Origin of the sequence: Streptomyces sp. NPDC058145, from assembly GCF_042884245.1 — a bacterium.
Taxonomy (GTDB): Bacteria; Actinomycetota; Actinomycetes; order Streptomycetales; family Streptomycetaceae; genus Streptomyces.
Genome location: NZ_JBHVUH010000022.1, coordinates 18465 through 38239 on the forward strand (window position 1 = coordinate 18465; position 19775 = coordinate 38239).

Genomic DNA, 19775 nt, shown 5'->3' on the forward strand with positions numbered 1-19775 from the left:
GTGAATCAGTACGGGCGGCGTGCGCAGCAGCATTGGCAGGAGTTCCGGCCCGGGCGCATTGCGGAGATCGATGATGCTGAGGCGTTCTTCACCGGGCTGGGCATTGATGTTCAGGACGAGGTGCGGATCCGCTGGACCGCGGAGCGTGTGAACGCGCCTGCTGTGGTGGGGGAGTCCTTCCTCAAGCGGGCTGGCCGTTTGCAGCAGTCTCGCCGCGATACCGAAGCCGAGGTGCTGCGCGAGCTCGTGCTCCTCCCTGCCCAGAATGACGTCGACCTGGCCGACGACCCGCACCTCAGCGAGGCCGAGGTGACCGAGGAGCAGTGGCGCGAGCAGCGCCTGCACGACCTGCTGGCCGGCCGGAGTCGACCGGGGGACTTCAGTGCTGCGGAGCGCGATCGGCTTCGTGCTGACGCTGTTCCCCGTTTGCTGGAGCTCACCGGCCTGTCGGATGAGGCCCTTGCCCGTCAGGGGCTGCTGTAAATGGCCGTCCAGGAGGGGGCGGCATTCCGTCCCGAAAGCCAGAACGATCTCGCTCCGGCCGCGCCGATGGCCCGCCTGGAGGCGAACCTGGCAGCGCTGCGGGTGCTGCGGCGGATCGAGGCTGAAGATCGGGAAGCGACCGGTGAGGAACGGCGGGTGCTGGCCCGATGGTCGTCGTGGGGTGCGCTGCCAAACTTGTTCGCCCCGTCGCGGGAGCGGACCAAGAGCCACAGGCAAAAGTATGAGGCGTCGCAGGCGGAGCTGCGGGAGCTGCTGAGCGAGGCCGAGTACCAGGCCGCGCGGCGAACGACGCTGAACGCGCACTACACGGACGCCGCGTACGTGAAGGTCATCTGGCGGGCGTTGCAGGCGCTGGGCTTCGAGGGTGGCCGGGTGCTGGAGCCGGGCTCCGGGGTGGGCACGTTTATCGGGATGGCCCCCGATGGGGCGGAGATGACTGGTGTCGAGCTCGACCCGGTGACTGCGGCGATCAGCCAGGCCCTGTATCCGCAGGCCCGGATCCTGGACGAGGGCTTTGAGAAGTCGCGGGTCAAGACCGGTGAGTACGACGCGGCGATCGGGAACGTGCCGTTCCACGCGGCTCGTCTCAGCGATCCCCGGCATAACCCGGGGAACTTCCCCATGCACGACCACTTCATCATCAAGGCTCTGGAAGGTGTGCGGGTCGGGGGAGTGGCCGCGTTCATCACCTCCACTGGCACGCTCGACAAGTCCAGCAAGGCCGCCCGGGCGGAGATGGGCGAGCTCGCGGACCTGGTGTGCGCGATCCGGCTGCCCAATGGCGCGCACGCCGCGGCTGCCGGCACTGACGTGGCGACCGACTTGCTGGTGTTCCGTCGCAAGGCGCCCTCGCACAAGAAGCAGGGTGCGGCCTTCGCGAAAACCGAGGAGGTCAAGGCCGCTGACGACAGACGGATGGACGTCAACGAGTACTTCCAGCAGCATCCGCGCAACGTGCTGGGCACCCTGGTGCCAGGACGGGCCCGCGGAGGGAGGCACCGTCCGGAAGTCCTTGCCGGCAGCGGCGATACCGCCACCGCCCTGAGCACGGCGCTGGAACGGGAGATCGCGGCCGCCGTCGCGGCCGGGCTGGGGATGACCGAGAACCCTGTCCGGCGTGAGGAGCAGGTTCAGGGCCCTGACGCATGCGAGTTGTTCGCGGAGAACGCGGAACGGTTCGACGGGCGGATCATCGAACTGCTTGATGGGAGCTTCTGGGCGGCGCGGCTGGAGGACAGCGAGCCGCATCCCTGCCCCAAGACCCAGCGCGATGAGCTGAAGGCGCTGCTGCTGATACGCGACGCGGTCTCCGAACTCCTGGACGCCGAGACGTCTTTGGACGCCGACGAGGCCTGGCTGACCTTTCTGCGCTCGACCCTCAACGCGCACTACGACGCGTACGTCGAGAAGTACGGGCCGGTCAGTCGATTCACTCGGCAGGAACGCACCCGCAAGCTCACCTGGGACGATGTGCCCGAGGAGCTGTCCGAGCAGCTGATGGACGCGGCCTTGGAGGTGACGGGCCGGCTCGGCTCGAAGCAGCAGGCCGTGATCGACAACCTCGGCGACGGCGTGATGACCGAAGTCGACCTCCAGGTTCTCCTCGGCTGGGACGCGGCCAAGGCCCCGGCCGCGCTGCGCGAGGTGCTGGTCGGCGTGCAGGCGGTGCGCGATGAGTTGCGCGACGCCGGAAAGCTCAAGGTCTGGGCGCGGGTCCCGCCGCCGCAGGGCGGTTTCGCCGATGACCCGCATGCCCCGCTGGTGTATGCGCTCGAGGACTACGACGAGGAAACCGGCACCGCTCGCAAGTCCGAGATCTTCACCCAGCGCGTCGCCTCCCCGCGCACGCTGCCCGAGCGGGCGGAGACGCCGGAAGAGGCTGCCGCGATCAGCCTCGACCTGCACGGACAGATACGCCTCGACGTCGTCGCCCGGCTGCTGGATCTGGACGGGGAGCAGGCTGCGCGGGACGCGCTGATCGGGGTGGTGTTCGAGGAGCCCCACACTGGGCGCCTGGTGCCGGCCGCCGAGTACCTGTCGGGCAACGTCCGCCTCAAGCTCTCGCAGGCCCAGGACGCCGCCGCCGTCGATCAGCGGTTCGTCGTGAACGTCGCGGCGCTCACCGAGGTGCAGCCGGAAGACGTGCCGCCGGGGGAGATCCGCGTCAAGCTCGGCGCCCCCTGGGTGGACGCCTTTTACGTGCAGGAGTTCCTGCGCGGGCTGCTGCGCGATGAGTCGATCAAGGTGGAGCGGGCCGCCGGATCCACGTGGACGGTCGACTGCAACATCGAGCAGAACGTGATGACGACCGCGGTGTGGGGCACCGAGGCGATGAACGCGGTCCAGATCGTCCGTGCCCTGCTCAACCAGCGGCCCATTCGGATCGTCCCCTCTTTCCCCGAGGAGGCCACCGCCGCGGAGAAGGCCCGGATCCGGGCCGACGCGATGACGGCGACGACCATCGCCAACAAGTACGCGGAGCGCATCAATGAGGAGTTCCGCACCTGGCTGTGGAAGGACGACGAGCGCGCCGAGCACCTCGCCACCCTGTACAACACCCGCTTCAACAGCTTCGTCCTGCGCAACTACGACGACGCGCCCCAGCTGTCCTTCCCGGGCCTGTCCACCGCCTTCGACCCCCGCCCGCACCAGCAGGCCGCCGTCTCGCGGATCCTGAACGAGCCATCCGCGCTCCTCGCCCACGAGGTCGGCGCCGGCAAGACGCTTGAGATGTCCATGGGCGCCATGGAACTGCGCCGCCTCGGACTCGCCCGCAAACCGGCGATCGTCGTGCCCAACCACATGGCCGAACAGTGGACCAGGGAATTCCTGCAGGCTTACCCCGGCGCGAAGGTGCTGACCGCCTCCACCAAGGACCTCAGCACCCGCCGCAAGCGCAAGAGGTTCGCGGCCAAGGCCGCCACCGGCGACTGGGACGCGATCATCATGACCTACGGCGTGATGAAGGCGATCCCGCTCTCCGCCGCCGAGCACGAGAACTACATCGCCAACCAGCTCGCCGAGTTCGACCGCGACCTGGAGCGCCGCCGCGCCAAACTCATCGCCGAGGGCGAGGACCCCAACAGCGACGACACTGTCAAGGAGGTCGAGGGCAAGAAGCTGGTCCGCGAACAGGCCCTGCGCGCCCGGATGCGCTCCATCCGCGAAGGCGGCCTGAGCTGGGAGCAGCTCGGCATCGACTACCTGTTCGTCGACGAGATCCACAACTTCAAGAACCTGTACAACCCGTCCAATAACGCCGGGTTGTCGATTGCCGGGTCGATCCGCGCCACCGACCTGCACATGAAGCTCGAGTACATGCGGGAGAAGTACGGAGCTCGCGTGATCACCGGAGCCTCCGCGACGCCGGTGGTCAACTCCATCGCCGAGGCGTACGTGTGGATGAAGCTGCTGCGCCCCGACATCCTTGCCGCCGAGGGCCTGGAGAACTTCGACGACTGGGTCGCCAACCACGCCGAGATCGACACCAAAATCGAGATCGCCCCCGAGGGCGGCCTGCAGACCAAGTCCCGCTTCGCGCGGTTCACCAACATGCCCGAATTGTTGACGGCCTGGTGGGTGCCCACCGACGTCAAGACCGCCGAAGACCTCGGGCTCCCGGTGCCAGATGTGTACAAGGGTGGCCCGCAGATCATCAACTGCCCGCCCACCAGCGTGAACGCCGAGATAGCCGAGATAGCCCGCAGCCGGGCCCGCGCGATTCGCTCACGCTCGGTCGACCCCAGCGAAGACAACATGCTCAAGCTGGCCAGCTGGATGAGGCAGGCCGCTCTCGACCCGCGGCTGATCGGCTACGCCCTCGACCCTGACGAGCAGACGAAGATCTCGATCGCTGCCGACAAGATCGCCGAGCTGTACTTCAAGCACAAGGACGACGTCTACCAGGGCCCCAAGGACGAGGCGCCCGACGAGCTCCCGGGCAGCCTGCAGCTCGTTTTCGCCGACCTGGGCACCCCCTCCAAGGACGCCCTCAAGCAGGGCAAGTGGACTGTCTACGACGGGCTGTTCATGGAGCTCGCCGCCCGTGGCGTGCCCACCGACGGCATCCGCTTCATGCAGGAAGCACAGAGCGACCGTGACAAGGCCGCTCTCTTCCGCGACGCCCGCAACGGCAAGATCGGCGTGCTCATCGGCAGCACGGAAACCATGGGAACCGGGACAAATGTCCAGCGCCGCGCGATCGCCGTGCATCATCTGGACTGCCCCTGGCGCCCCGTCGACCTGCACCAGCGCACCGGCCGCGTCGTACGTCAGAAGAACCTGAACTACGACCTCGGCCGTGAGGTCCACGTCTACAACTACGTCACCGAGAACTCCTTCGACGCCTACGTGTGGCAGCTCGTCCTGGGCAAGGCCAAGTTCATCCAGCAGCTGATGAGCGGCAAGCTCACCGACCGCACCATCGACGACATCGCGATGGACCTCAACGAGTACATGGTCGAAGCCGTCGCCATGGGCGCCGGCGACCCGCGGCTTCAGGAAGTCGGCCGCCTGCAGAACGAGATCCTCGGCTTGGAGGCCGAGAAGCACGCCCACAACGCCGCCCAGTACGGCCTGCGGGACACCATCGACACCGAGACCCTGCGTGCCGAGCAGCTGGATGCCAGCATTGCCTGGCTCACCACCATCCTCGGCGACGCCACCACGCCCGGCACCCGCCGCTCCACCCGCGACACCGACTTCTCCATGACCGTTGTCGGGCGCACCGGCACTAAGCGCACCTACACCAAGCGCAAGGACGCCGCGGCCGCCCTGCACTTCCGGCTCATCGACGCCATCGATGAACTGCGCGGACAGCGCAACCACCCGCCGCTGGAGATCGCCGAGCTCGGCGGCGTGCCCATCTTCGCCCGCCTGGACTTCCTCGACCTCAAGCTCAACTTCGGCGCCGGACGGGACGTTGTGGTCGACCGAAAGAAGCTCACGGACGACCCAGCCTCCGTCTCCGGCACCATCCAGTCCCTCGAACACCGCCTCGCGTACCTCGAAGACGACCTCGCCACCGCCCAGAAGCAGCACGCCCACGCCCTCGCCGAGGTCGCCAACGCCCAGCGATACCTCGGCACCGTCTACCACGACGACGACAATCTCATCGAGGCCAAGGCGAAGCTCGCCGCACTGATGGCCGAACTGGAAACCGAAGCCCCGGCCCAGAGCAGCGGCCCCGCCGGCGCCGTGCCCAGCTACGCAGGCGGCGCCGAGGACGGGGCCGCAATGGCCCACTCCGGCGGGGGAGGCGGCGGTGGGGGGCGCTCCCGCAGCCGCTCCGGCACAGGCAGCGGCGGCACAGGGGCGTCCGCCGACGGGCCCACCGGCCCGGATAAGGAGGAAGAGGACTTCCCTCACTACACCGACCGGCTCGGTACCTTGATCGCCGAGCGGCTTATGGCCGAAGCCCTGCGCGCGGCCATCGAATCCCACCCTGACGCCGCGGCCAGCCCCGGTGCCCGCAAGCTCACCAAGGCCCTGGCCCAGCTACACGAGGAAAGCCGCAGCCTGCGCGCCAAGCGCCTGACGGGTGAGGTGCTGGCGCCGGCCGCCGCGATCGTGCCGCCCGACCTGTGGCGCACCGCCATCGAGGACGCCACCAAGGCGCTCGGCAAGAACAACCCCATGGCTACCGACCTCAAGCGGCTCAGTCGTCTGGCAGCCCTGCACGAACAGCGCTGGTCCGCCACCCTCACCAGCCCGCAGGCGCTGGCCCAGTGGGTGGACTCCGCCGAACCCCGCCCAGATCAGTCCGGTGCCGAGGACGGCCGCGAGTACGTCCGCCTCGACGACCTGGGCCTGTCCGCCAAGTACACCGTGGGTGCCGAGTCCGTCGCCGCCCACGCCCTGCTGCGGCGCCTTATGCAGGACAGCCCCGCCCTGCACGCCGTCAGCAGCGAGGGCCGGCAGCTCACCGCTCGCCGTCGCGACGGGTCCCGCCTCGAAGCGGTCGCCAACGACGCCCGCCTCACCGGCCTGGTCCGCCGCACCGCACCGTCCGCTGCGGGCGCCACCGAAGCCGTCGCCGCGGCGATCCCGGCTGCCGAGAACTCAGCCGAAACCCCAGCCCAAACAGCCACCGAGACCAGCACCCCTGACACCACCGCCCCGCCGGCGGCAGCCGACGAGCCTGCACCCGCCCCGGTCGGCACCAGCGTGCCGGCCGCGCCGGTCGCGCAGCCGCCCGCCGCTGTGCCGCCGCCCGTCACTGCGCCCGTCTTCACCACACAGCGGGAATGGGACCAGGCCTTTATCGAGGTGGAAGCCGCCGAGGTCGAGCTCAGCCGCGCCGTCGAGCGGACCTGGGACCTTGAGAACATCCCCTGGGCCCTCACCGTGCTGCGCCGCGACCTGTTTGAGGCGGTCGCTGCCCACGAGGACCGCGACGGCCACGACACCGATGCCGCCCTGACCAAATCCATCCAGCAGGCCGAGCGGCTCCTGCGCTCCCTCGGGGGCCGCGACCGCGACACCATGCAAGCGCCCCTGAGCCACTTCACCCGCCTCGCTCGCACCTTCCTCGACCGGCACCGCGCCACCGTGGCCCTGCAGGCGGGCGAGGACGACCTGGGCCGCATCATCGAGGACCGGGCACGCACTCAGTTCGAAGCGTTCATGGACACCTGGGGCCAGAACAACCAGCCCCTTATCCGAGCCATCCGCGACGGCGACGAAGACGCCGTGCGCGCCCTCGCCGCAGCCGACCCCACCGCGAACGCCGCCCCCGCACCCCAGCCCCCTGCCCGGATCCCGGCGAAGGAGAGCGCAGACGAGCCCGGCCAGGAAGCCGTCACGAGCGACGACCCCGGTGTCCAGGACCGCTGGATACTCGGCGAAGATCGTCCCGCACCGTACGCCACGGACAACGAGCATGACTCCGCCGCCACCGCACGCGAGGCCCTGCACGCGCTGTATGAGCTGTGGCAGGAAGACTTCGAACAGGACCTGCCTGCGGAGCCGGCCGAAGAGCTCGGCCTGGCCATCGCGGAGTTCGCTGCCTCCTGGGAAGAAGCCCAGCGAGCCCCCGCTGCGGATTGGGGCCTACAGCTCCAGGCGTACACCCGGGTCCAGCTGGCCGCCGAAGCGTTGGCCGCGCAGCCGGACTTCGCCCCCAGCGACCGCCGCACCACCAACGGCCGGCTGCGCCACCTCGCGCGCGCCGCGGCCCTCCACGTCGACCGCCTCGCCCACACCCCGCCGCCCGAGCTTGATGAAACGTGGCTGCGCGAGACGGCCCGGCGTTTCGAGGCACCCTATGCGAGCGCGGCCGAGGTCCAGCAGGCCCTCGACGCCTTGGCGGAGACCGCCGCTCAGAGCACCACGCCAGGCGGACTCGCACGCACCGGGGCGCAGGTTGCCCTCTTGAAGGCCCGGGTGGCCGCCGCACGGATCCCGGGCGGCGCCGACGCGCACCTCCAGGCCATGTATGGCCTCGCCCGCGCCACCGGGCTGACAGACTTGAGCCGCGCGAGCGGCAAACTGCCCACCCACCTGGGGCGTCTCGCCCGGACGGTGCTCACCGATCCGGACCTGGCCGACACCTTCCTTGCTTACGGCGCGCGCTCCCTTGAGGTTGCCTCTCGCGACCTCGACCCGGCAGCGCCCTACGCGCGCACCGACGGGCGGCCCGACCGCGAAGAGCTGGAGGGCTCGCACAGCGCGCGCGTCAGCGCTGCTCGCCGGGCTCACGCGCAGCTCCGGCCGAAGAAGGCGGTCACCGAGCGGCGTCTGTCCCGGCTCCTGGAGGAGATCGATCACCGTCCCCTGCACACCCACGAAGGTCTCATCGACCCGGTCTGGCCACACCTGCTCGATGAGGCGGCTCAGCTGGCCCGCCAGGTGGGCCGCGAACATGAAGAGGAGGGCTACCGCGCCTACCGGGAGAACGACTTCCGCGACTTCGCGACCGAAGCCACCCGCCACGCACGCCGGCTGCACGCCACTCTCATCGAGACCGACGGACGCCTCGACGCCGAGCTGGACACCCTCACGCAGCAGGCCCTTGAAGACCCCGACCTGCTCGCCGCGATGGGCACCCCCGCCCACCCGCTCACCAGCCACGCCCCCGTGCCCTACGCGCCGGCCCTGCTGGAGTGGCTGAGCGTCCGCGCCGAGCAGATGAGCCCGCTGCTGCGCCACACGCTGCACGCCGACTTCACCCCGCGCGGCTTCACCGGCGCCTTCGGCCGCCTGGCGGCCGCCGTCAGCCAGCACGCCACCGGCACTGAGTCCGCGCGCATCAGCGGCCGCCTCCCGGTTCCGCCCCAGTGGCAGCAGCACGCCGAGCTCATCGACCGGCTCCTGGACGCTGCCGCGACCGAGCCGCGCACCGTCGGCCTCACCGTCAGCAACGAACCTCTGAACTGGCAGGTTGTCGACCTGGTCCGTGACTGGATTCAGGACCAGGTCATGGAGCAGCTCGGTGCGGCAAGCGACGCACGAGACGCCGCCCTGCTCGACGCGTTCTTCGAGGACGACGGGGCGATCGACCTGCTGGCCGCCCACGTCACCGCGCACACCGCGCAGAGCGCCCGGCTCGCCCTGCAGCTCGCACCCGACACCTTGTACGCGGTCCAGCGCGGCCGCGAGGTGTTTGTGTGCCGGGGCGAGGAACTGCACCAGCGTCTCGGCTCCGACCCCGGCCTGCGGATCTCTTGGCAGGGCGAGGAGCCCTGGACCTTGTGGTCACGCGACGGGGGTCGCTACGGCGCCCTCCAGCCGCTGCCCGCCCAGGAGGACGCCGCGCGGTTCATCTCTACCGTCAAGGGCCTGACCGTCAGCGACGCCCGGGCTCTCCTCTCCAATCACCCCCGCGACTGGCCCGGCCTGTTCGACCTGCACACCGACACCTTCACCGCGCTCATTACCTACGCCGCCACCGCCCCGCAGCCGGTGGCCGTGCAGACCACGGGCGCCCGCACCATGGTGCGCGCCGAGCAGGCGGGGGAGTGGGCTCTGGAAGTCCTCCACCCCACCCCCTTCCCGCCGGGCCCGGAGGCCGTCCAGGCCGCCGACCGGCTCCTGTCCGACCTCGGGCAGTGGCTGGCCGAGCACCGTTCCCTGATCGAAGACGTCACGGCATGGCACGCCCAGGCCACCGAGGAGGCCCTGGCTGTCGCCGCCGCGAGCCTGCCCGAACCTGGTGGGAACGGCGGACCGGCAGAGCACTGGCGGGCGATGTCCGAGGCCCATCAGCACCTGGTGCTCCTGCACGGCGAGCTGACCAACAAGGGTGAGGCCCGCCCGACGCACCAGGCCCTCACCCAGCTCACCACCCTGCTGCGGCACAGCGACAACTACCTGACTCGCGCCGCCGCCCGCGGCATGCCCGACATCCGCCGCGCGTTCCTACGCGAAGCCGCCGGGAAGACCGCGTACACGAGCGAGCAGGAAGCGGTCACCGCCCTAGCCGACCTGCAGGCCGCCTGGCGCGAGTGGGCCGAAGAGGTCGGCCCACTCGACCAGCTCCCCTCGGAGGAGCAGCACTCTGTCATCGCACTGTCCGCCCTGCTGGATCCGCCCAGGCCCAGCGCTATCCCCAACGGCTGGGTCGCCCTGCTGGACCAGGTCATCGACATCACGCGTCTGCGGGCCGCGGAGGTCTCCGACCGCATGCTCGGCTTGCAGGCGCTGGACGGTGTGGCGACGCAGATTTGGCGGCAGTGGACGGCCACCGTCGTCAACGAGCCCGACCTCGCCGCGGCGGCCGCGCGCCAGAGCGGCATCCTGCAACTGACGCGGCCCGAACTGGACCCAGCCAATCCCCCCACCAGCCACGAGGACTTCGCCGCCCGGCACAACTACCTCATCCGGCTCGCGCAGCGGGCGACGGCATCCGGCGCGCTCACGCCCGACGAGTCGGCCGGCGAGCGGACCCTACTCCGTCTCCTGGAGCACCTGACCGGCGAGCACGGAGACCCGGCCGCAGGCGTCTCCCCAGTCCTGGCCGCCCTGTGCCACCAGATCAGCGAGCTGACACGACAGGTTTGGCACGAGCAGTCCGAAGAGGGCCGCTTTGGTCACGGCGACCTGCTGATGACCTTGACCAGCACCGCGGCACGGCACGCCAAACTCACCCAGAGCCTCGTCGACGAAGCCGACCCCCAACTCCAGCAGGAAGTCGCCGCCCTCACCGAGCAGGCCCGCACCGACGAACAGCTGCTGTCCACCATCCATTACCACGCCTCATCCACCGCCGAGGTGCCCCAGGCACCAGCCCTGTGGGCATGGCTGGAACAGCGCGAGCCGGACATGTCGCCCCGCCTGCGGCGCGCCCTGCACAGCGACATCGGGCCGACGGGCAACTTCGTCGGCCTGTTCGGCACCATGTGGCACGCCCTGCGCGAAGCCGCTCCCGCCAACGCCGCAGGCCAGTTGACCCCGCTGCCCGCCGCCGGCACCGACCTGCCCACCCCGTGGCAGCCGTGGGTTGAACAGGTGGCCGAGATAGCGGACGCGGCCGGCAGCGACATCGACCTGCGTCTGCGCCTGACCGGCAGCCTGGGCGATGACGCGGACGACCTGATCAGCCGGTTCACCGAGGAATACCTCGCCTCGCGTCAGGACCACGTCCCCGCCGGCCTGCTCAGGCTGTACTTCGGCGCCGACGACGCGCCCACCACCGCCGCCGAGCTCCTGCACACCTACCTGGTCAGTGAAGTCACCGCGCGCCTGAATGCCGCGAACGCCCCCGCCGTCGCCCCCGGTGCTCCGGTCCCCGCGGCCGCCCTGGCCGCCTGGCACCTTCCGGACCCGCAGGGCATGGGGGAGGACGAGGACCCCTACCCCGACCAGGCCGCCGCCCGCACCGGCGCCCTGCAACTCGTCGCCGCAGTGGGTGAGTTCACGCGAACCTGGAGCGGACTGCAGTACGTCAGCGAGAAGGCGGTCAAGGAGATCGCCGACAAAGCGGCCATCGCACTGGGGCAGGACGCGACCGCCGAGCAGATCGGCATGCGCCCCGATGCCGCGCGCTGGTGCCGCACGCTCGTCGACCTCGCCCATGCCTTCCAGCTGCGCCTCGAAGACGACGGCATCCACGAGCGCAGCATCAGGGCGCTGGCCTCGGCCGCCTACGAGCACGCCGCCCGCATGCACGTCACCACCGAAACCCTGGCGGCCACGGGGGAGGAGACCTGGCCCAGCGGAGCCGAGAACGGCGAGCAGCAGGACGCCCGAGTCCTCGCCCAGACCATCGCCGAGCACCTTCCCGCCTCACAGCTGATGCGCACCGCCGGCTCCGCGACCTGGGACGACACTGTCACCTACACCGCGGCCGAGCTGTATGCCCTTGCCCTGCGCACCAGCCCCCAGAACCCGGTCTGGGACAACGGCGTCCTCACCATCCCCGGGAGCGACAGCGCTCCGCAGATCTTCACCCCGGTGGGCGAGACGGCCGGCGACACCATGCGCCTGGCACTGCGCCGCCCCATCGGCGCCCCGCTGGAAGAGCGCAACCAGACCTTCCAGGACACCCTCACCGAGCCGATCACCACCGCGGCCGAACTGGACCAGGCCGGCGCCGCGCTTCAGGCCCTGCACAAGGACGCAGTGCGCCACCTGCGCACCGTCCTCACAGACAACGAGAAGATCACCGCCTTCGAGCAGGCCCTGCCCTTCATCGGCGGCGCTGGCGACTGGCACCAGCAGGCCGCCCAGGCGCGCCAACTGGCGAAACAGAGCGCCCTGACGCTCCGCGCCGTCGAAGAAGTGATCGGACGGCACAGCGGGCGCCACACGGCGCAGCCCGCCCACCACGCCCTGCGCCTGGTGGGACAGGCCGCCGACCGGCTCGCCGAGCACCTGGTGCCCGACCGCCTCAGCGCCACCGGCGAGACCTACCCGGCCCAGGAGATGCAGCAGGACCAGGAACGCATCTCCGCGCTCACCTACCTCCTCGACCATCTGCCCTTCGACGACAACATGCCCGCCGAGGCCAGCCGGGACCTTGCGACGGCCCTCCGCCTGCGGGACGGGCACCGAGATGTCGGCGGACTCGCCGGAGAACTCCACCGCAACCAAAAGATCGCCATCGCCGCCAAGACCGTGCTCAACAACAGCGGCCCCCTGCGCGGCTTCTTCGCGCTCGCGCTGCACAACCTGGCACGCCACCACGTCGACCGGCTCGGCCGCCACCTGCTCACCCTGCCCACCGACGGAGCTTCCGCTCACAGCGCACCCACTCCTACGACACCGGCCGCCCAGCGCCAACCCGTGCCGCAGGGCGCGCAGCCCTACACCGACGCCGCTCAAGCGCTCGCCGCCCAGGACAACCTCCTGGAACTGCTACACACCGCAATGCTGGAAGGCCAGCGACCCCTGACCCACGGGCATGCGCCCATCGTGCTCGCCCAACTGATGCAGGCTCGCGAGAACGGCATCGTCTACAGCGACCACCGCGCCCTCGCGGCTATCGCCGAACAGGCCCGCGGCCAGGCACACCTTTACCGCCTCGACCATGTCGGTGACGGGAGCGCGCTCGAGGCCGCAGCCCAGGCCGCCTCCACGCACGCCGGGAACCTGGCCGCCACCGAGCGGGACGCCGATCCCCGTCTCCAACTCGCGCTGCTCGAACTGCGCCGCCGGGCCGAAAACGATGCCGAGCTCGCGGCCCATGCCGACCCCGGAGCCGAACCCGAGGCCGCCCGACAGGCCGCGGCGGCATGGCTGTACAGCACCGCGTGGCATGAGGATCTGCCCGCCGAGCAGATCACCCTGCTCACCGACGTCATCGCCCGCAGTGGGGGAGACGTCCTGGGCGACGGGCCGCTCGCCGCATGGTGGCAGGCGCTTCAGGCCGCCCGCCCGGCCGCCGTCGCCGCGGCACTGCACCGCGAGTTCCCGGGCGGCACGGTGCGCCGGTCGATCACCGTGTTCCGTAACCGGCGCGCCCCGCTGCTGGACCAGATCGAACAGGTCCTGGCGCTGAACCCGGTCCGCGAGAAGCTCGCCAGCCCGCACACCGACGATCTCGGCGCGGCGGCGCTGCGCCGCCCTGCGCGCATCCTCGCCCGCGACGAGAAGCTGGACAGGCGAGACGATGCCTACCGGGCCACCCTCGACGTGGCCCGGGCCGCCCGCTACCTCGCCGAGCGCGCCGCGCACCACCAGCTCCCCGAAGCCGCCCAGGAGGTCATCTCCGCCCTGGCGGCGTCCGCACAGGAGCTGGCAGCCGACTGGGTCGCCTCCGCCGACGAGCCCCGGATCTTCCCCGACGGTGAGCAGGCCCCGCTGTGCCCGCCCTCCCCGGCCACCGCGCCCACCGGCACCGTCACCGCAGCCGAGCGCAGGCTGGCTCAGGTCCTGGACGACAGCGGATTGGTGCCCGCCGCATGGGGCGGCGGCGGATACACGCTGGTCCCGCAGCTGGACGGCACCGTCGCCATCACCTTGACGATGATGCCGTTCGAGGCGCCCAATGAGCGCGACGCCCGCATCTGGAGCCTGCACGCCCTGGGCTGGCAGCCCGTCATCGTCGAGGAGGACAACCCGCGCAGCGCCCACCGCGGCGAGGCCCGCCGCGTCACCGTCACTCCGCCCCGCGGCTTGGCCGCCGAACGCCATCACCTTGCCACCGAAGTCCACGCCATCCTGGACGCCCGCCGCAGGCGCACCGACCCCACCGACACGTTCCAGGTGCGTCCGGCGACCGAACGAGACTTCCCCGGTGCCGCTGCCACCGCGGCCGTCATTGCGACGGGGCGCTTCACCCTCGACTCCGACCTCAAGCGTGCCGGATACACCACCGAACGCGTCGGCAAGCGCAGCGTGGTGGTGCGCCGGCCGCAGGGCGCGGTGCCGATCGGACCGGGCAGCCCCGCTCACACCACCCGGCCCGCCGCGGTGCGCCTCGCCGCCGTCAAGGCGGCCCTGCGACCGCTGCACACACAGCTCACCGACCTGTTGTCCGCCGTACAAGAGCGGCACCCCAGCCTGGTCGATCTCAACAGGCTCGCAGGCCTGGACGCCGCACTGGCGGTGCTCGATCAGGGCTTCTCTCTGGCTAGCAACCCGCCCGGGGTCCTGGACCAGTCGGCCCGCCGCCACACCCTGCAGAGCACCCCCGCCTACCGCATGCTCGGCCTCCTCGGGCGTGAGGGTCTACGCCGCAACGAGGCCCTCGAGCGTGCTCTGGGCGAGGTGCACGGGCCGGGTGCCGACCGTTTCGTCTACGGCCTCGCTGCCACGCTGCAGCACCTGCTGGACGAGTACGCCAGTGGCCGGGACGACTTGGCTCGCACGCAACTCGCCAGGCCCCGTCCCACGTGGGGGGAGGAACAGCGCACCCGCGACCACGCACCCACCCCGGCCCCCGCGGCGGCCCAGACGAACAGCCCGGCCGCCCGGCCGGCGGCCGGTCCGGCGGCGTCCAGCGACATGGCGCCTGCCGAGCGCGACGCCATCCCCGACGCGACCGACGACCAGCGGAGCGCCCTCCGACCGGCAGCGGGCGGCGGCGCCGGACACGGCACTCCGCCGCCTCCCGCGCCCGGCGGCAACGACGAACCCGAACAGCCCGCCGAGGGCGCCCGTGTCGAACAGCCGGTGTCCGTCACGGCGTTCACCCACCGCAAGCAGATCAGGGCGCCGCGCCGCGCTCTCAACCAGGCGATCCGGGCGTTGGCACGTACGGGCCACTTCAAGCAACGGTCCAGCCAGGCGGGCCCGGAGACGGCGCTGATCGATGCCCTGACGACCTTCACTCAGGTCTCTCTGCGCAACCCCGGTGACTTCCATGCGGCCGTCGAAGGCGTCCACGCGGCCGTCACCGCCGTGAAGAGCGCCTGGCAGGACACGACGATGCCCGAGGACGCCGCCCAGGCACTGTCGGAGCTGGTGCAGGCAGCCGACTCCTTCACCGCCGCGTGGCGGGCCACCGCCACCTCGGAGGCTTGGGAATCCCTGTTCGACGGTGCGCCGCGACCTACCGGTACGCAGGCACAGCCGGCACCCGCCGTCGCCTCCACGCTCGCGGGCCAGCAGCCCGAGAGCCCTCCCACACCTGAGGGTCTTGAGGTCGCCGACTGGGCCGTGCCTGGCCTCGTCCTCGCCCAGCAGCACGCCGTCATCCGCACCATGATCAGCCGCTACGGAGTGCTGCCCTCTACCGAACGAGGATCAGGACTCGCCGCATTCGTGCGGCGGATGGACAAGCCCGCCCAGTGGCACGCCTGGCGCGACGAACTGGTCGGCTCCGGCTACGGCATCTGGCTCGGAGGACCCAACCTCCCCGAGGACCTGCGCGCCCTGGGAAGGCTCGATCCCTCCCCCGACGGCATCCTGATCACCACCCAAGGCAACCGCACCCACCCCACGATCCACATGGTGATGCGCTGGGAGGAACTGCCCGCCTGGATCCAGCTGGGGCTGAGCGACCAGGCACGCCGCGAACTCCTTGACGCCGACGACGAATACGTCACCGCCCTCGCCGCAAACCCGGACGGAGGCGCCGACAGGACCCGGCTGACCAACGCCGAAGAGAGCGTCTGGGACGCCCTGCAAGCCGCCGGCGCGCCGACCTCTGAGGCCCTCGCCGCGTCCTGGACCCGCTACCTGACCCCCGCCGCGCAACCGGAAGCCGACTCGCTGTTCGAGCTGGAGCCCGCCACCCCCCAAGACGGCCCCTACGCGAGCCTGGAGGAGTTCACCCAGGCCACCACGGACGTGATCACCGCGGCCTGGGCGCTGACCGCTCATCCGCAGTGGCCAGCCGCCGACCCGCGCACCTCCCAGCTGCGCGAGGCAATGGCGGCGGTGCGGGCCTTGAGCCCCAGCATGCCGTCCGAGGTCGTCCGCCCGATCCTGACCCTGGCCCGCGCCACCCAGCACACCGACCTGCGTGACGTCCTCCCGGCAGAGCTGGAACCCGTCTTCGCCGCGCTCGCCGGCCAAGCCCGCCAGCACGCCGACAAGACGGCCGCCACCGCATGGAGCGAAGCGTGGCGTCAGGTGTTCCCCGCCGCGCTCGAGCCCTGGTACCTGGATCCGTTCCTCATGCCGCGCCTCGGATACCCCGACCCGCGCCACCGCCCCCTGGCCACCCACCCCATGGAGCCGCTCGGCGACTACGAGGCCTTCGGTAACCAGACCTACGAGCAGACCACCCTCCCCGGCCGCCACGACCGGCTGTGCTACCGCGTCCCCGGAACGGACGGCTACACCGTCGTCGAGGAAGCGATCTGGAGCGGCCCCGCCTACACCCTGCGCACGCCCGACGACACCATCGTGGCCACCCTCGTTAAGGAGGGCTCGGGCTGGCACACCGTGATGGGACAGCACCTGCCCGGCCACACCAGCCAGCCGCTCACCCTCCTGCCCCCGCGGCCATACGGGCCGGACAACTTCCACCACGCGGTCCTCAACGCCCTGCGCGTTTGGGCCCAGCAGACCGGCCAGCCGCTGCCCGGCCACCCCACCTACCCCGACGCGATGCGCGTGTCCTGGGCCTTCGCCGACCTCGAACCCGTCCCGGCCGCTCTGCGCACCGCCGCCCGCCACATCTGGCCGCTCACCTACACCCAACAGCCCGCCCTCCACCGCGTCCTGGACGCACTGGACCAGGTCCAGGCGCACGACCGGACCCAACTCGACGACAGCCAGATCCGCACCACGGCCGACGCCATCGAGCGCCTCGCCCCCGCCGTGGCCGCGCTGCGCACCCAGCTCGAGAACGAGCTGCTGCACGCCAGCGACCTGTACGGGCTGGTGCGGGTGCTGTACGGCCACGTCCACGAGATGCCCGGACGCCTGCGCACCTTCGCCGACAGCCGCACCACCCTGCACCCGAACCTGCACCTGCTGCTCCGCCGACGCCCGAGACGGCGGCCCCGGCACCGGAGGCATCGATGACCACCATCCCCGCACCCGGCGACGACATACCGGTGACGGAGGGCGGGGTCTGGGAGCCCGACTACCCAGTGCCCGCGACGGTCGATGAGCTGTGGCGGACCGCCCGGGCCCGCGGGTGGAGCATGACTCGCGAAACGATTCCCGGCAGCTACAGCACCGATCGGTTCAAAGTCGTCCTGGAGGCCCGCACCGTCGTCGGGCACTGGAAGTTCGGCCTGGAATGGGGGCTGCGAAAAGGCCGGTACGCCGCTGACAAGCAGCGGTCCTGGGCCTGGTGGCCCGACGGGCGCACCGGACCGCGAGGCGGCGAAGTACACCCGACCGTGGACGATGCCCTCAACGTCATGCGCCGCTACGAGGCCGTCACCGCCCTGGCCGGACAAGAACCCTCCGAGCCTGTCGACCAGGCCACTGTGCCTACGGATCAGGTCATCACCTCGTCCGCCGGCCCGAGCAGCGCCGTCGCATCGGACGCCACGCCGGCCCCGGCTGCCGACAGCCGCTACGTCACCCGGGACGTCGAGGGGATGCCCGGCTACTGGTGGCGCGAGGAGCCTCCGCGAGCCACCGACCGCTACACCACCGAGCGTGTCACCGTCGGCTTCGGCGACGACACGATCGGTGAGGCGCACGGGCCCGGGTGGCAGGGCAGGACCGGCTGGACGATCCCCGACGACACCGAGCTGGTGCACGGCGGTCAGACGTCGTCGGAATGCGCGAAGCTGCTCGCCACGCGCCACCAAGCCCAGCAGCAGACCGCACCGGTGGCCGGGACCTCTGCCGCCGTGTCTGCTGGGCACGCGGACGAAAGCCCCGGCATGCCGTTCGACGCGCAGGAAGTTGCGGGCATGCCCGGCTACTGGTGGCGTCTGGAGCCGCCGCGCGAGGGCGCCCGCGACGACATCGAACGCATCACTGTGGGCTACGGGACCGAGCAGATCGGGCACGGACACGGTCCCAACGGCTCGAGCGGCGCGGTCAAGTGGACGATCGTGGTCGGCACCGACTACATGCCTGGCGAACGCACCCCGTCCGCCAGTGCGAAGAAGATCGCCGAACGTCACCAGGCTCTGCAGGAGGCCGCTCTCGTCACCGGACCCAGGCCCGCGGAAGTGGTGTGGATACGCCACGAGCGCGACCACGGATCGGAGACCCGCACCTACGTCTTCGGTGTCGCCGAAAGCGACAAGGATGCCCTGGCAGCTCTGGACGCCGAGGACTTCATCCCAATGCCCAGCGCTAACGCCTGGGTCCAGCGCAAGGGGACTCGCCCGGAGACACGGGCCTACAAGACGGGCCTGTTCGTCCGGCGCATGCTCAAGCACGGCCGTTCCATCGCCGTCCACTACAGCCGCGACGGCGCGCCCGCCGACACCGCCCTGCCCGAGCTCGACAACGGGCGGCGCGGCGAACTCGACGCCCTCACCGAGCCGGAGCGCAGGGACTGGAGCCCACTCGAGTTCCAAGCCGGGGACCACGTCCTCCTGAAGGGCTCGCACAGCTGGTGGCACACCGTCACCGATGTCCAGCCCGGGCAGCTCAGCACGGAGCTGGAGACCGCCCTCTACAGCGACGTCCTGGCCCGCCGCCGCGGCCAGGACCTGCTCACCGCCGCCGACCCCGTCGGTGAGATCACCACGGCCCGGCCCGGCAGCATCAGCCTGCGCGGCGCGGCCCCTGCAGTCCTCGAAGCCGAGCAAGCCCGGCTGGAGCTGCCGTTGGCGGATGCCGCACACGCTCCCTTCGTCGAGGCTCGCCGTGCGCAGATCGCCACCGAGCGGGCGCGAGTGTCGGGGGTCCTCGCTGGCAGTGAGAAGCGGCGTGTCCAGATGCAGGCGATCCTCGACGACCAGAAGGAGCTCAAGCGTCTGAGTGGCCGCCTCGTGCACAACGAGGCCGGCGAACTTCTGGGAGCCGTCGTCAGCCGCGACAAGATGCCCGACCCGCCCCGGACGCGGAAGCAGAGCAGGAAGTGGATCTTTGTCGACCGGGACGGCAACGCCGTGGGCGCGTTGGACCGCAAGGGTGACGCGGAGCAGTTCGCGATCGACCGCGAAGACGATCTCCACGCAGTCGTCCCCGTGGGCTGGCGCGGCGGAGCTTTCACACAGATCGAGCCCGGAGAAGCCGTGCGCCTGCCCGATTGGCAGGGCCGCCGCCTCACGCCGGAGAGCTGGACCCCGGAATTCATCGTGACCAGCATCGGCCGGAACGCGGACGGCTCGGTGACCGTGGACGGAACACGCCAGGGCACAGCCGTCAGCTACCACCTGAGCGCGAAGGAGGCGGAGACCGGGCCCCTGCGCAAGGCCGTGGGCGAACTGGCGCTGCTCCCCGAAACCATCGTTGTGCGCGCGGCACGCCCCGCCTTGCTTGCGGCACTGGAGCACCCCACCGACGGTGTGGCCTTCCCT

Annotated in this window: 3 protein-coding genes (1 of these 3 only partly in view); all 3 read left to right on the forward strand. The window is 70.9% G+C overall.

From position 1 onward, the window contains the following. Tightly spaced (each overlapping or abutting the next), the 3 genes in view from ACFVVO_RS35360 to ACFVVO_RS35370 form a layout consistent with a single transcriptional unit that may run on beyond the window. Entirely contained in the window at window positions 1-483 is a 483-nt protein-coding gene (locus ACFVVO_RS35360; RefSeq protein ID WP_390060598.1) for a hypothetical protein, read from the forward strand. Next, window positions 484-17361: an SNF2-related protein gene (locus ACFVVO_RS35365; RefSeq protein ID WP_390060599.1), complete on the forward strand. Its 16878-nt coding sequence runs from the start codon at window positions 484-486 to the stop codon at window positions 17359-17361. Continuing rightward, window positions 17358-19775, forward strand: partial view of a UvrD-helicase domain-containing protein gene (locus ACFVVO_RS35370; RefSeq protein WP_390060601.1) — the start only. The gene runs 9357 nt beyond the window's last position; 2418 of the gene's 11775 nt are visible here — the first part of the coding sequence; it begins with the start codon at window positions 17358-17360; its stop codon lies off the right edge, out of view. The genes ACFVVO_RS35365 and ACFVVO_RS35370 overlap by 4 nt, the downstream gene beginning before the upstream one ends.

Coding starts and splice junctions, on each gene's coding strand:
- ACFVVO_RS35365 (WP_390060599.1), top strand. CDS start 484: ATGGCCGTCCAGGAGGGGGCGGCATTCCGTCCCGAAAGCCAGAACGAT.